Annotated in this window: 16 protein-coding genes; 8 read left to right on the plus strand and 8 right to left on the minus strand. The window is 42.7% G+C overall.

All coding sequences use genetic code 11. The features are described 5' to 3' along the window. Positions 1-6: 6 nt before the first annotated feature. Positions 7-495, minus strand: coding sequence for a GNAT family N-acetyltransferase (locus Q0K96_RS06270; RefSeq protein WP_297333153.1), 489 nt, complete (start codon positions 493-495; stop codon positions 7-9). Positions 496-554: 59 nt separating this feature from the next. On the opposite strand from Q0K96_RS06270, the gene ribD reads away from it, so the two are divergent. Together ribD and Q0K96_RS06280 are read left to right on the plus strand one after the other, a co-directional pair. Then, positions 555-1613, plus strand: a complete 1059-nt coding sequence (gene ribD, locus Q0K96_RS06275) for a bifunctional diaminohydroxyphosphoribosylaminopyrimidine deaminase/5-amino-6-(5-phosphoribosylamino)uracil reductase RibD (protein ID WP_363317236.1) — start codon at positions 555-557, stop codon at positions 1611-1613. Then, complete coding sequence (locus Q0K96_RS06280) at positions 1606-2223, plus strand: HAD family phosphatase (RefSeq protein WP_297333154.1); 618 nt, start codon at positions 1606-1608, stop codon at positions 2221-2223. Before ribD ends, Q0K96_RS06280 begins: the two co-directional genes overlap by 8 nt. Before the next feature lie 6 nt (positions 2224-2229). Here Q0K96_RS06280 and Q0K96_RS06285 read toward each other — a convergent pair whose 3' ends face one another. Beyond that, complete coding sequence (locus Q0K96_RS06285) at positions 2230-2667, minus strand: hypothetical protein (protein WP_297333155.1); 438 nt, start codon at positions 2665-2667, stop codon at positions 2230-2232. A gap of 153 nt (positions 2668-2820) precedes the next feature. Here Q0K96_RS06285 and gntA point away from each other — a divergent pair, with 153 nt between their 5' ends. The 3 genes from gntA to Q0K96_RS06300 are packed head-to-tail and all read left to right on the plus strand — an operon-like array spanning position 2821 to position 4734. Then, positions 2821-3513: a guanitoxin biosynthesis heme-dependent pre-guanitoxin N-hydroxylase GntA gene (gene gntA, locus Q0K96_RS06290; RefSeq protein ID WP_297333156.1), complete on the plus strand. Its 693-nt coding sequence runs from the start codon at positions 2821-2823 to the stop codon at positions 3511-3513. After that, positions 3491-4072 carry an urea carboxylase-associated family protein gene (locus Q0K96_RS06295; protein WP_297333157.1) on the plus strand — a complete coding sequence of 194 codons (582 nt, stop codon included), beginning with the start codon at positions 3491-3493 and terminating at the stop codon, positions 4070-4072. Before gntA ends, Q0K96_RS06295 begins: the two co-directional genes overlap by 23 nt. 53 nt (positions 4073-4125) lie before the next feature. Beyond that, complete coding sequence (locus Q0K96_RS06300; RefSeq protein ID WP_297333158.1) at positions 4126-4734, plus strand: YigZ family protein; 609 nt, start codon at positions 4126-4128, stop codon at positions 4732-4734. A 1-nt stretch (position 4735) separates the two neighbouring features. Here Q0K96_RS06300 and Q0K96_RS06305 read toward each other — a convergent pair whose 3' ends face one another. Continuing rightward, the gene (locus Q0K96_RS06305) at positions 4736-5134 is read right to left on the minus strand and encodes a thioesterase family protein (protein ID WP_297333159.1); all 399 of its coding nucleotides are present in this window, start codon (positions 5132-5134) and stop codon (positions 4736-4738) included. 187 nt (positions 5135-5321) lie between these two features. Between Q0K96_RS06305 and dnaA the strand changes: the two genes are divergently transcribed. The 3 genes from dnaA to Q0K96_RS06320 are packed head-to-tail and all read left to right on the plus strand — an operon-like array spanning position 5322 to position 7926. Beyond that, positions 5322-6749 carry a chromosomal replication initiator protein DnaA gene (gene dnaA / locus Q0K96_RS06310; RefSeq protein ID WP_297333160.1) on the plus strand — a complete coding sequence of 476 codons (1428 nt, stop codon included), beginning with the start codon at positions 5322-5324 and terminating at the stop codon, positions 6747-6749. Further along, the gene (locus Q0K96_RS06315) at positions 6749-7213 is read left to right on the plus strand and encodes a low molecular weight protein-tyrosine-phosphatase (RefSeq protein WP_297333161.1); all 465 of its coding nucleotides are present in this window, start codon (positions 6749-6751) and stop codon (positions 7211-7213) included. Before dnaA ends, Q0K96_RS06315 begins: the two co-directional genes overlap by 1 nt. After that, a complete protein-coding gene (locus tag Q0K96_RS06320; protein WP_297333162.1) occupies positions 7213-7926 on the plus strand; it encodes an SAM-dependent methyltransferase in 714 nt (237 codons plus the stop codon). The genes Q0K96_RS06315 and Q0K96_RS06320 overlap by 1 nt, the downstream gene beginning before the upstream one ends. Before the next feature lies 1 nt (position 7927). On the opposite strand, the gene chrA is transcribed toward Q0K96_RS06320, so the two are convergent. The 5 genes from chrA to Q0K96_RS06345 all read right to left on the minus strand — a co-directional run bounded on the left by chrA (position 7928) and on the right by Q0K96_RS06345 (position 11424). Next, positions 7928-9019, minus strand: coding sequence for a chromate efflux transporter (gene chrA / locus Q0K96_RS06325; RefSeq protein WP_297333163.1), 1092 nt, complete (start codon positions 9017-9019; stop codon positions 7928-7930). A 6-nt stretch (positions 9020-9025) separates the two neighbouring features. Next, a complete protein-coding gene (gene arsB / locus Q0K96_RS06330; protein WP_297333164.1) occupies positions 9026-10087 on the minus strand; it encodes an ACR3 family arsenite efflux transporter in 1062 nt (353 codons plus the stop codon). Positions 10088-10172: 85 nt separating this feature from the next. After that, positions 10173-10589 (minus strand): arsenate reductase ArsC, encoded by a 417-nt coding sequence (locus Q0K96_RS06335; RefSeq protein WP_223053104.1) that lies wholly within the window; start codon positions 10587-10589, stop codon positions 10173-10175. Between the two features lie 18 nt (positions 10590-10607). Further along, positions 10608-11078 carry a DUF6428 family protein gene (locus tag Q0K96_RS06340; protein WP_297333165.1) on the minus strand — a complete coding sequence of 157 codons (471 nt, stop codon included), beginning with the start codon at positions 11076-11078 and terminating at the stop codon, positions 10608-10610. Positions 11079-11091: 13 nt separating this feature from the next. After that, on the minus strand, positions 11092-11424 hold the full coding sequence (locus Q0K96_RS06345) for a metalloregulator ArsR/SmtB family transcription factor (RefSeq protein ID WP_297333166.1): 333 nt from the start codon (positions 11422-11424) through the stop codon (positions 11092-11094). Positions 11425-11577 lie beyond the last annotated feature (153 nt).

Below are 11577 nucleotides of genomic sequence, written 5' to 3' on the forward strand. Positions count from 1 at the left end.
GTTACATCAGTCGGTTAACTTCTTAAGCATCCATACCGGGCAGGAGGTGTGGCCTGTATTGCCCATAGGCGCATCTATATACACAAAACCAGATTTTTTATATAGCTTTTGTGCCGCCACCATATAAGGCATGGTTTCGAGGTAACAATATTTGTAGCCTGCTTCAACTGCAAAATCAAGGCAGGCCTGCATCATGGCGGTACCTGTGCCCTTACCCCTTGCGGTATCGAGAAAATACATTTTCTGCAGTTCGCAGGTATCAGGGTCGCCACCTTCAAGCGGTGCAATGCCTGCACCACCGGTTATAGTGCCGTTATCATCAATTATAAAATAGGCAGCACCGGGCATTGTATAGGTTTCATACATACAATCTAAAGACTTGTCGGCATAAGCAGTACCTACTTTAGGTACATTGTGTTCTTCCAGCACGGTGCGTATAACCTTTGCTACTGCTGCATTATCCTGCTGCTCAATTTTACGGATTACGGTATTCATAAGGCAAAGCTACTACTATTTGCGGATTTTGTAACTTTACGCTTTGCTAAACCTGCCTGATGGATCACGAAATATACATGCAGCGCTGCCTTGAACTGGCAGCAAACGGATTAAGGGCTGCCATGCCCAACCCCTGTGTGGGCGCGGTACTGGCGCACCAAGGCCGCATAATAGGCGAAGGCTATACATCTGCTTATGGCGGGCCGCACGGAGAGGTTAACTGCATTAATTCTGTTAAGGAAGCTGACAGGCACCTTATACCGCTCGCTACATTATACGTAAGCCTGGAGCCATGCAGCCACTACGGTAAAACACCGCCCTGCTGCGACCTTATCATCCAACAGCAGATACCCAGCATAGTTATAGGCACTACCGACCCGCACGAAAAAGTGGCAGGAGAAGGCATCCGCAGGCTGCGTGAAGCCGGCAAAAATGTTATTGTCGGAGTCCTGGAAAAAGAGTGCAGGGAGTTTAACCGCAGGTTCTTTACTTTTCATGAAAAAAAACGCCCTTACATGATTTTAAAATGGGCAGAAACCGCCGATGGTTACATAGCCCCGCCAATAGAAAAAAGAGAAAATACTGAAAAAAAGCCGTATTGGATAACAGGGCCCTATGCGCGCCAACTGGTGCATAAATGGCGCAGCGAAGAAATGGCGATACTCGCCGGCACGCAAACCGTGATTGACGACAACCCGCAACTGGACGTGCGCGACTGGACAGGCCCAAACCCGGTTCGTGTAATCCTTGACCGGAACGGCAGGATTGGCAACAGATATGCTGTTAAAAATCTTAAAATAAAATCAATATTCTTGACAGAGGTTACAGGTTTAACTAACTTAGAGAACCTTGAATATGAAAACATCAGCTTTGATGAAAACCTTGTCGCTACAATTGCAAACATACTATATCGCCGCAACCTGCAATCGGTTATTATAGAGGGCGGGCAGCAAACGCTGCAACTGTTTATAGATGCCGGTTTATGGGATGAAGCAAGGATATTTAAGGGTAAGAGCGTCTTTAACGGAGGCACCAAAGCTCCGTCGCTAAGTGGCGCACCCATAAAAAAAATGAGCATTGCAGAAGACGAACTTTTAATTTTCAGGAATTATGGTTAACACGATAGTATTTGATTTTGGAGATGTTTTTATAAACAAAAACAGTAAAGCCAAAGATGAGGCTTTGGCAAGCCTTGGACTGACCGAGTGGAATGAAGATCTTGAAGAGCTGGAAAAGCAGCTCGAAACGGGAGTTATCAATGCTAAGGAATTTCTTAAAGGTTTGCAGTCTTATACCGACAATGCTTCTTTAGAAGCTATAAAAGAAGCATGGAATGCGGGTATAGAAAATTTTCCGCTTTACCGTTTGGAGTTCCTGCAAAAACTGGCTACCAGCTATCGGCTGTTCCTGTTAAGCAATACAGATCCTATCCATATAGAGAAATTCGAGCATGACTCCGGCGCTTCTTTTTACAGCGACTTTTACCAGTGTTTTGAAAAAGTGTATTTCAGCCATGAAATTGGTGTACGCAAGCCTGATGAAGAGGCCTATAATTATCTTATAAACAATCACGACATCCAGCCCAAGCGCACCCTGCTGGTAGATGATAAAAAGTTTAACACCGATGCTGCCGAAGCGCTCGGATTTAAAGTATGGCACCTGCAAAATGGCTCAGAAGATGTTACCGAGCTATTCGATAAAAAAATAATTCCGTTTAACGAAGCGTAAAACAAACTATTCTCCCTGCTTCTTGTTCTTTATAGCAGCTACAAGCGTGTTATGGTCTTCGGTATAGTATAAGAACTTCCTGTTTTGGGGCAACCTGCCACTAAAATCGTTATTTACAAGCACACAGCTTATTTTTTCGACCTCGGCTACATCAGCCGGGCCTACCACAAAAGCAGCAAAATCTTTATCATCAATTTTTACAAAGGCAATTTTAATTTCGTCCTCTGTTCCCATAGCTTTATTAGCCATATCGGCCATTTCGAGCGCCAGCTTTCGGTTTTCTTCACTATAGGTAAACGGGGTGTTGCCAAGTGCTTTTACATCCATAACTTCATAACCACTCATTTCGGCGCCACAGCCAAGTTCTTTTACTTCCTGTTTTTCGCCACAGGAAGTTACAGTTAATACAACCGCTAACAAAAATCCTCTTATCAATGTATTCATTTTGATCTTTTTTATTTTTAAAAGTACGAAATAATTTCAGCGTACAAAATTCACAAACCCTTATAACTACTATTCTTACAAAGCCTAAAGTAAGCCTAAATATCTTGTATTTGCAAGCCTGATAGAGGAACTTTATTTCAATAAAAGAGCTATATGATGAATGCAAAGGATATTAAAGACGAATTTATATCAAAAATAGAGGATAAACTTTTTCCGTGCGTGGCAGCAAAGGCCGCACTTACAAAAGAGCAGCTTCACATTTTTACAGCAGGTCATATGGCCTGCCCAAAAGACGATAAAGCCATACTGGAATTTATTTATACATTTATAAAAGACTATCGCAAGTCTGACAAGCTCTTTCACAGCGCAGTAATTGTTTTTCCTGAGACAGAGATTTACAGCGAGGCAATGTTCGAAAAACTTTTTTGGAACAGGCTGCAGGCGCTGGCCGACCTTGATGCTGAAAAACATGATTATGACCCAAGGGTAGACCCTGAGCCCGAATCTGAAAACTTCAGTTTCAGCTTGGGCGGCGAGGCTTTCTTTATAATAGGGCTTCACCCTGCCAGCAGCAGGGAGGCGAGGCAATTTGCGCAGCCTGCAATAGCATTTAACCCACACGCTCAGTTTGAGCAGCTAAGGGAGAACGGCCAGTACCAGAAAATGAAAAACATTGTACGTAAAAAAGACCTGGAGTATTCAGGCAGTATAAACCCGATGTTACAGGATTTCGGCGAAGCATCCGAAGTGTACCAATATACCGGTCGGCAGTATGACAATAGCTGGAAATGCCCGTACCACAGTAACCACAACCATATAAAGCATGAACATAATAAATCCGCGTAGCGGCGTTTCTTTCATCCTTAAAAAAGGACAAAAATTAAAGATTACCGATATTGAAGGCGAACAGGTAGCCGACCTTATGTGCTACAACCTGTTCGACAAACAGGAGTACCTGTCTTCGGGCAGGACGATTGACTATGCCGAAACCATTTTCCTTACCAAAGGGCACCCCTTTTACTCAAACCGCAGCAATGTGATGTTCAATATTATTGAAGACACTGTTGGCCGCCATGATTTTTTACTTACCCCCTGCAGTGCCGATACCTTCAGGATTATTTACGGGCATGAGCACCCGCACCGCGGTTGTTTTGGTAACCTTTGCGAGGCATTAAGACCACATGGCATAGCACCCGACAGCATACCTATTACATTTAATGTATTTATGCATGTAACCCTGAACGGCGAGAGCGGAAAAGTAGATGTGCTCCCGCCTAAAAGCAAACCCGGAGATCATATAATAATTGAAGCTGAAATGGATTTGCTTGTAGGGCTTACCGCCTGCTCTGCAGAGATGAGCAACAATTATGCTTTTAAGCCGATAGGTTATGAAGTTATAGAGTAGCACTTGCAATTGGCTCATGTAAAAGGTATTTTTGCGGGAGATAACACTGCCTTTTGGAAAAAGACACCTATAAAACCCTTGCCGCCCTAGGCGAAGAAACTCTTTTTAAAGAAAAGAACAGCAAGTTCTTTGGTTACGCATATCCTGTATGCAATGAAAATGAGGTAAAAGCCATACTCGAAGAACTGCGAAAACAACACAACCAGGCAAGACACTGGTGCTACGCATGGCAATTGGGTACTGAACAAGTTAATTATCGTGCAAATGACGACGGCGAGCCCAACAACTCGGCGGGTATGCCCATATACGGGCAAATACAGTCGTTTGACGTAACCAATGTGCTTGTTGTGGTAGTACGGTACTTCGGAGGGGTAAAGCTTGGCGTAGGCGGGCTTATATCAGCCTACCGAACTTCTGCGCAAATGGCACTGGAAGCCTCGGAGATTATCGAAAAGACAATTGATGTATACTTCACACTACAGTTCGGCTACCAGAACATGAATAAGGTAATGCGGGTTATTAAAGAAAAGAACCTTGATATTGTATCGCAAAAAATGGAAATGGACTGCGAAATAATAGTTGCTACCCGAAAAAATAATGCCCCAATGGTACTTGAGGCATTGCAAAGCTTGTATGAAATAGAAGTAAAAACTTCTTTATAACTTAAAAAGAAAGCTTCTCTGTAACATACTCCGGCGGGGCTACCGGGCGGCCTGTTTTCATGTCAACAAACACTAAAACCGAGTTGCCCGTTGTTAATAACTCCTCCTGCTCGTTATAAATTTCATAGTCAAATTCTATCTTGACGGACTCTTGCTTTTTAAAAATTGTTTTTACTGTTAAGAGATCATCATACCGTGCAGGTTTCTTAAAATTTAACAATAAGCTAACAACCGGCAGCATAATTCCCCTGCTCTCCATTTCCTTATACGTAAGACCCAGATTTCTAAGCCATTCCACCCTCCCCATTTCGAAGTATTGCGCGTAATTTCCGTGGTAAACTACACCCATCTGGTCGGTTTCTGCATATCGTACCCTTACGGTAAACTGATGAATTTTCATATTTAAGTAACGTTAATTTTATCTTAATAATCTATTAATGAGGCTTACAATTTTTTTTTAGAAAAATCAATACACCCAAAGTTTTTTTTTGAAAAAATTTGTTTACATATTTGTTCTCCCGAACAGGAGTGAAATTTTCTTTCTCCATTTTGTAAGACAACTTTTATAACAACAAATTTCAGGATTTATGACTAAAACTGCGCAATCGGTATGGGATAACTGTCTTGTGTTCATAAAGGACAACATTCAGGAACAGGCATACAAGACCTGGTTCGAGCCTATACGTGCAGTTGAGCTTACTGACAACGCACTTTACATACAGGTACCCAGCAAATTTTTTTATGAGTGGCTGGAAGAGCACTACGTAAAGCTGCTTAAAGTTGCACTTACCAAAGAACTGGGTAACGGGGCAAAGTTACTCTATAAAATTAAGATGGAAAACACTTATGGCAACAAGCAGCCTTTTACAGAGCAGTTGCCAAGTGCCAACCGTGCCCCCGTAAAGCCACAGGAAATTGATGTGCCTTTACAAAACAAGAACCCCGAACTTAAAAACCCTTTTATAATACCGGGCATCCGAAACCTTAAAATAGAATCTCAGCTTAATGCCAATTACAGCTTTGATAACTTTTTTGAGGGCGACTCTAACAGGCTTGCAAGATCGGCAGGTATGGCGGTGGCTAACAAGCCGGGCGGTACATCTTTTAACCCGCTGCTTATTTTTGGCGGCGTAGGTTTGGGTAAAACACACCTTGCCCATGCCATTGGGATAGAAATAAAAGATAAGTACCCGGATAAAACGGTACTGTACATTTCGGCTGAGATATTTACACAACAATATATAGATTCGGTAAAGCGTAACACAAGGAATGACTTTATTCATTTCTATCAGCTTATCGACGTACTTATTATAGACGATGTTCAGTTCCTTTCCGGCAAGACAGGAACGCAGGATGTATTTTTCCACATCTTTAACCACCTGCACCAAAACGGCAAGCAGGTAATACTTACCAGTGATAAGGCGCCTGTAGATATGCAGGACATAGAGCAGAGGCTGTTATCACGCTTTAAGTGGGGACTTTCTGCCGAGCTGCACCAGCCCGATTATGAAACCCGCATTTCTATATTAAATAACATACTGTATCGCGACGGCGTAGAAATGCCCGAAGAGATAATAGAATATGTGGCACGCAACATTAAAACTAATGTGCGCGAGCTTGAGGGCGCTATAATATCGCTTATTGCACAATCATCTTTCAACAAGCGCGAGGTTACGTTAGACCTTGCCAAACAGGTTGTAGAAAAGTTTGTAAAGAACGTAAAGCGTGAAATTTCTATAGACTACATCCAGAAAGTAGTATCTGATTATTTTCAGTTGGATGTTGATACCCTTCAAAGTAAAACCCGCAAGCGCCATGTAGTACAAGCAAGGCAGCTTGCCATGTTTTTCGCAAAAAAATACACCAAGTCATCGCTTGCTAACATTGGTTCGCAAATTGGCGACCGCGACCACGCAACAGTATTGCATGCCTGCAAAACGGTTGACAACCTTGTTACTACCGATAAGCAGTTCCGAAAGTTTGTAGATGACATCAATAAAAAGCTTTCTGTGTAATGGTAAAAGTGCTGATGGTATGCCTGGGCAATATCTGCCGGTCTCCTCTGGCCGAAGGCATACTTCAATCTAAACTTCCCTCTGATACTTTTTTTGTTGACTCCGCCGGAACAGGCGACTGGCACGTGGGGCAACAGCCCGACAAACGCTCTATAGCAACTGCAAAAAACAGGGGGCTCGATATAAGCTGCCAAAAAGCAAGGCAGTTCAGGGTTTCTGATTTTGAAGAGTTTGACCATATTTATGTAATGGATGCTTCTAACTACAGTAATGTAGTTAAGCTGGCACCTCATAACGAAGCCAAAGCCAAAGTGCGCCTGATGATGGATGTACTGTATCCAGGAGAAAGTATAGATGTACCCGACCCTTATTTTGGCGGTGATGAAGGCTTTGACCGTGTTTATGATATGCTGGATGAAGCCTGTACCCTTGTTGCCAACAATCTGAAAAAGGAACATTTGTAATGGCTGCCGGCAAATTATACCTGTTGCCCGTTCCGCTTGGGCCTGATGCCGACCCTAAAGATGTGCTGCCCGAATCTGTAGCGCGCTCTATAGAATTTATAGACCACTACATAGTAGAAAATGAAAAAACGGCACGCCGTTTTATAAAAGCCATACTCCCCACTAAAAAACAGCCTGAACTTATTCTATCTGTGCTGAATAAGCACACAGAACCTCAGGAGCACTTTGAGTTCATTAAGCCCTGCCTTGAAGGTAAAAACGTAGGCCTGATGAGTGAAGCCGGATGCCCCGGCGTTGCCGACCCCGGTGCTGCAATAGTAAAGCTGGCGCACAGCAATAATATTCAGGTAGTGCCCTTAACAGGGCCTTCATCTATACTGCTGGCCATGATGGCAAGCGGCATGAACGGGCAAAGTTTTGCTTTTAACGGCTACCTGCCCATAGATAAAGCTGAAAAGAAGAATGCACTTAAGAATTATGAAAAGCTGTCGCAGGATAAAAATCAGTCACAGCTTTTTATAGAAACACCCTACCGCAACAATAAATTACTTGATGATATATTGGCTACTTTACAGCCCGCCACGCATTTGTGCATAGCGGCAGATATAACCCTGCCTACAGAATATATTAAAACCAAAACGGCTGCTCAGTGGAAAAAAGAAAAACCCGACCTGCACAACAGGCCGTGTATTTTTATCATCCATAAGTTTTAGGCTACAGCATATACAGCAACCAGCCGGCAAAAGACCCAAAAACCACAATAAGAGCGCTGTTTATTTTCGGGAACAGCCAAAACAGTAAAATACTCACTATAAAAATCAGGGCAGCCTGCCAGCTTACAATACTTTCCCTGCCCATTTGCCAGCACACAGAAGCAATAACCGCTACCGATGCTGCATTTACCGCATCTAAAAATGCAGCAAATAGTTTGGAAGTGCGTATTTTAGGTACGATACGGCTTATCAGTGCTACAAATACAAATGAAGGCAGGAACACTCCCGCAGTTGCTGCCAAAGCACCGCTAAACCCGTTTAACTGGTAGCCAATAAATGTTACCGATGAGAAAACCGGACCCGGTGTAAACTGCCCTACCGCAATGGCATCTGCAAGTTGTTGAGTTGTCAGGAATCCTTTATCTACAAGCTCTGTCTCTATAAAGGCAAAAAGCACATATCCGCTGCCGTAAAGTATTGCGCCAATTTTTAAAAAGATGATGAATATGCGTGTTTCAGAAAGAGTGGCAGCAAGTAATAAAGGCTGAAGGAGCATAAGCCTGTCTTTTCCGTATGTAAGTGCAGCATATAAAGCACCTGCACCAAAAAGCACTATTATTTCATGCAGGCCAAGCAAGGCTGCAACAACAGCAATTACTGCAATAATGGCAAGCAAATTATTTTTTACCGATGCTTTTGCCAATGGGAATACTGCAAAAATAATAACGGCTATTATGGCAGGCTTTATTCCGTAAATAAAAGGCTGAACCTGCGGCAGACTGCCATACTCTTTATACAGCCAGGCTATAACAACTGTTATAAGCACGGCAGGTACTATAAAAAGGATACCCGCCATAAGAAGGCCTTTCCATCCGGCGCGGTGTTTACCCAGGTGTATCGCCATTTCAGTGCTGTTAGGCCCGGGTATAAGGTTGGTAGCGCCAAGCAGGTCTAAAAAAGCAGCATCGTCCATCCACCTGCGGCGGTTTACCACTTCCTGCCGCATCATGGCAATATGGGCAGCAGGGCCACCAAAAGCGGTAATGCCCAAACGGGCAAAAACCTGTATAACTTCTTTTAGCGAATGGCTCATGCGTTATTATTTAAAATACTTACGCTTTATCCAGAATGAAAAATTAACCAATACAATAAGTGCCGGTACTTCTACAAGCGGGCCTATTACGCCGGCAAAAGCCTGCCCGCTGTTTATCCCGAACACCCCTATGGCAACCGCGATAGCCAGCTCAAAATTATTGCCTGCCGCTGTAAACGATATGGCTGCCGACTGCGAATAATCGGCTCCTGTTTTCTTACCTAAAATAAAGCTTACTGTAAACATAAGCACAAAATAAATAATCAACGGTATGGCTATACGCACTACATCCATTGGTATCTCAATTATCAATTTACCTTTAAGGCTAAACATTACCACAATGGTAAATAGCAGCGCTATGAGGGTTAACGGAGAAATAAACGGTATGTATTTTTTTGTATACCACTCCTCCCCTTTCAGCATAATTAAACCGTAACGGGAAAGTATGCCCGCCAAGAATGGTATTCCCAGGTAAATAAAGACACTCTTTGCAATCTCGCCCATCGTAATGTTAACCGCAAGGCCTTCTATACCAAAAAGCGGGGGCAGTACGGTTATAAACAGGTAAGCATACACACTGTACAGCAACACCTGGAAAATACTGTTAAGCGCCACAAGGCCTGCGGCATATTCCCTGTTGCCCTGTGCCAGTTCATTCCACACAATAACCATTGCGATGCAGCGCGCTATACCAATTAGTATTAAGCCCGACATATATTCCGGATAGTCACTTAAAAAAAGTATGGCAAGAAAAAACATGATTACCGGGCCAATTACCCAGTTTAAAAGCAATGATGCCGAAAGCACCTTTACATTACGGAAAACCTTACCGGTACTTTCATACCGCACTTTTGCCAGTGGAGGATACATCATTACGATAAGCCCTATGGCAAGCGGCAGGTTTACAGCACCGTTTGAGCCGGAATTTAAAAAAGCTTCTGCACCGTCAAAAAAATAACCTATGCCTATACCTGCTGCCATTGCAAGAAATATCCATAGGGTAAGGTAACGGTCTAAAAAGCCTAATTTTTTCTTTTTACATGCGGGTACTTCGGTAATTATTTCCATAATTTACTGGAGCTGTACGCCACCTCAAAGGCACACCTATATTAAACAACACGAATAAGTGCACCTTAAGGCAGCTAACAGATTTTTAAATATTATTTTGCTGTATAAAATTTTCGGAATAGTCTTTAATCATTTGCCTTACCCTCCTGAATTCCTCTGTAATCTCTTCAGGAGTTCCCTGTGCTTTGGCAGGATCGGGAAAGTTATAGTGAAAACGCTCTGCTTTTGAAGGAAAGTAAGGGCAGTTTTCTTTAGCATTATCGCACACGGTAATAACATAGTCAAACTCAATATCCCTGTATTCATCTACATGGTTAGAGGTGTGCCCGGATATATCTATGCCGTCTTCCTGCATTGTGGCAATGGCTTTGGGGTTTACACCGTGTGTTTCTACACCGGCACTGTAAACCTGTGCCCTGTTGCCTGCAAAATGCCTTAAGTAACCCTCGGCTATCTGGCTTCGGCAACTGTTACCTGTGCAGAGTACTAAAATTTTCTTCATTTTATATGTGATTTTAAATTAACAACAACCACCGCCGGGTGTACAGCCACCGCTAGCCGAAAGGCTGCCTAACTGCACTTTTTGTTTTTTTGGCGTTATCCCGCACTGGTCTTCTGCAAGGCAAGCCGTTTTAGTAGGAAGCAGTATAAAATCGGTACCGTTAAAATCAAGGCTGTACTTGCCAATGGTTTCTGTTCCCTGATATTCTACTTCTATTTCATTGTCTTCTAAACCCAAAACCTCTTCAGACAGTTTTATGATATTTAAAAGTTTCGCCGGTTTAAGCCTGTGCTCATAATCATCCGCATCCCATAGCTGGAAGTTTACAACTGTTTCGGTACGCACCGTTCCGCCACAGTCAATAAACTTTTTGGCCACTTCACCTACTTCTGTAACATGAAAATGTTCAGGCACATAAGTACCGTCGGCCAGCATAAAGTTTACATTAGTGGCCGTTTCAAGAATAACCTTTATATCAGATAGTTTCATAACATATATAGTATTAACAACATTCGTTCTTTTTTTGATTCAGCGTTAGCTGTACGTGCTCAAAAAATGATTTTATTTTGGCAAAGCCTGCTTCGTCTATGCAATAGCAAACCGATGTACCTTCTATAGAGCCTTTTATCAGCCCGGCGTTTTTGAGCTCTTTTAAGTGCTGCGAAACGGTAGGCTGTGCAAGCGGCAACTCGCCCACAAGATCACCGCATATACACGTATCCACTTTCAGCAAATACTCTATTATGGCAATGCGCGCAGGGTGCCCAAGCGCTTTTGCGGTTGCTGCAAGCTCATTTTGCAGACTTGTAAATCCTTCCGTTTTCGATATACCCATTACTTTATTACTATATCGCAATATTACGATAAATAATTTAACCACCAAAAATTCAGGTAAAATTAGTTTGCCTCTAAAAAAGAAATTAATTTTGCTTTTATGAAAAGTACTGCACCATTTATTAAAGTTACTCCGCCTTGATTAACAGCCTGC

Source organism: Flavobacterium sp. (assembly GCF_024305175.1).
Classification (GTDB): domain Bacteria; phylum Bacteroidota; class Bacteroidia; order Flavobacteriales; family Flavobacteriaceae; genus Flavobacterium.

What these genes read in the sequence shown, in the direction of transcription:
- Q0K96_RS06270 (WP_297333153.1), bottom strand. Translation starts at nt 495, where the DNA reads ATGAATACCGTAATCCGTAAAATTGAGCAGCAGGATAATGCAGCAGTA.
- ribD (WP_363317236.1), top strand. Translation starts at nt 555, where the DNA reads ATGGATCACGAAATATACATGCAGCGCTGCCTTGAACTGGCAGCAAAC.
- Q0K96_RS06280 (WP_297333154.1), top strand. Translation starts at nt 1,606, where the DNA reads ATGGTTAACACGATAGTATTTGATTTTGGAGATGTTTTTATAAACAAA.
- Q0K96_RS06285 (WP_297333155.1), bottom strand. Translation starts at nt 2,667, where the DNA reads ATGAATACATTGATAAGAGGATTTTTGTTAGCGGTTGTATTAACTGTA.
- gntA (WP_297333156.1), top strand. Translation starts at nt 2,821, where the DNA reads ATGATGAATGCAAAGGATATTAAAGACGAATTTATATCAAAAATAGAG.
- Q0K96_RS06295 (WP_297333157.1), top strand. Translation starts at nt 3,491, where the DNA reads ATGAACATAATAAATCCGCGTAGCGGCGTTTCTTTCATCCTTAAAAAA.
- Q0K96_RS06305 (WP_297333159.1), bottom strand. Translation starts at nt 5,134, where the DNA reads ATGAAAATTCATCAGTTTACCGTAAGGGTACGATATGCAGAAACCGAC.
- dnaA (WP_297333160.1), top strand. Translation starts at nt 5,322, where the DNA reads ATGACTAAAACTGCGCAATCGGTATGGGATAACTGTCTTGTGTTCATA.
- Q0K96_RS06315 (WP_297333161.1), top strand. Translation starts at nt 6,749, where the DNA reads ATGGTAAAAGTGCTGATGGTATGCCTGGGCAATATCTGCCGGTCTCCT.
- Q0K96_RS06320 (WP_297333162.1), top strand. Translation starts at nt 7,213, where the DNA reads ATGGCTGCCGGCAAATTATACCTGTTGCCCGTTCCGCTTGGGCCTGAT.
- chrA (WP_297333163.1), bottom strand. Translation starts at nt 9,019, where the DNA reads ATGAGCCATTCGCTAAAAGAAGTTATACAGGTTTTTGCCCGTTTGGGC.
- arsB (WP_297333164.1), bottom strand. Translation starts at nt 10,087, where the DNA reads ATGGAAATAATTACCGAAGTACCCGCATGTAAAAAGAAAAAATTAGGC.
- Q0K96_RS06335 (WP_223053104.1), bottom strand. Translation starts at nt 10,589, where the DNA reads ATGAAGAAAATTTTAGTACTCTGCACAGGTAACAGTTGCCGAAGCCAG.
- Q0K96_RS06340 (WP_297333165.1), bottom strand. Translation starts at nt 11,078, where the DNA reads ATGAAACTATCTGATATAAAGGTTATTCTTGAAACGGCCACTAATGTA.
- Q0K96_RS06345 (WP_297333166.1), bottom strand. Translation starts at nt 11,424, where the DNA reads ATGGGTATATCGAAAACGGAAGGATTTACAAGTCTGCAAAATGAGCTT.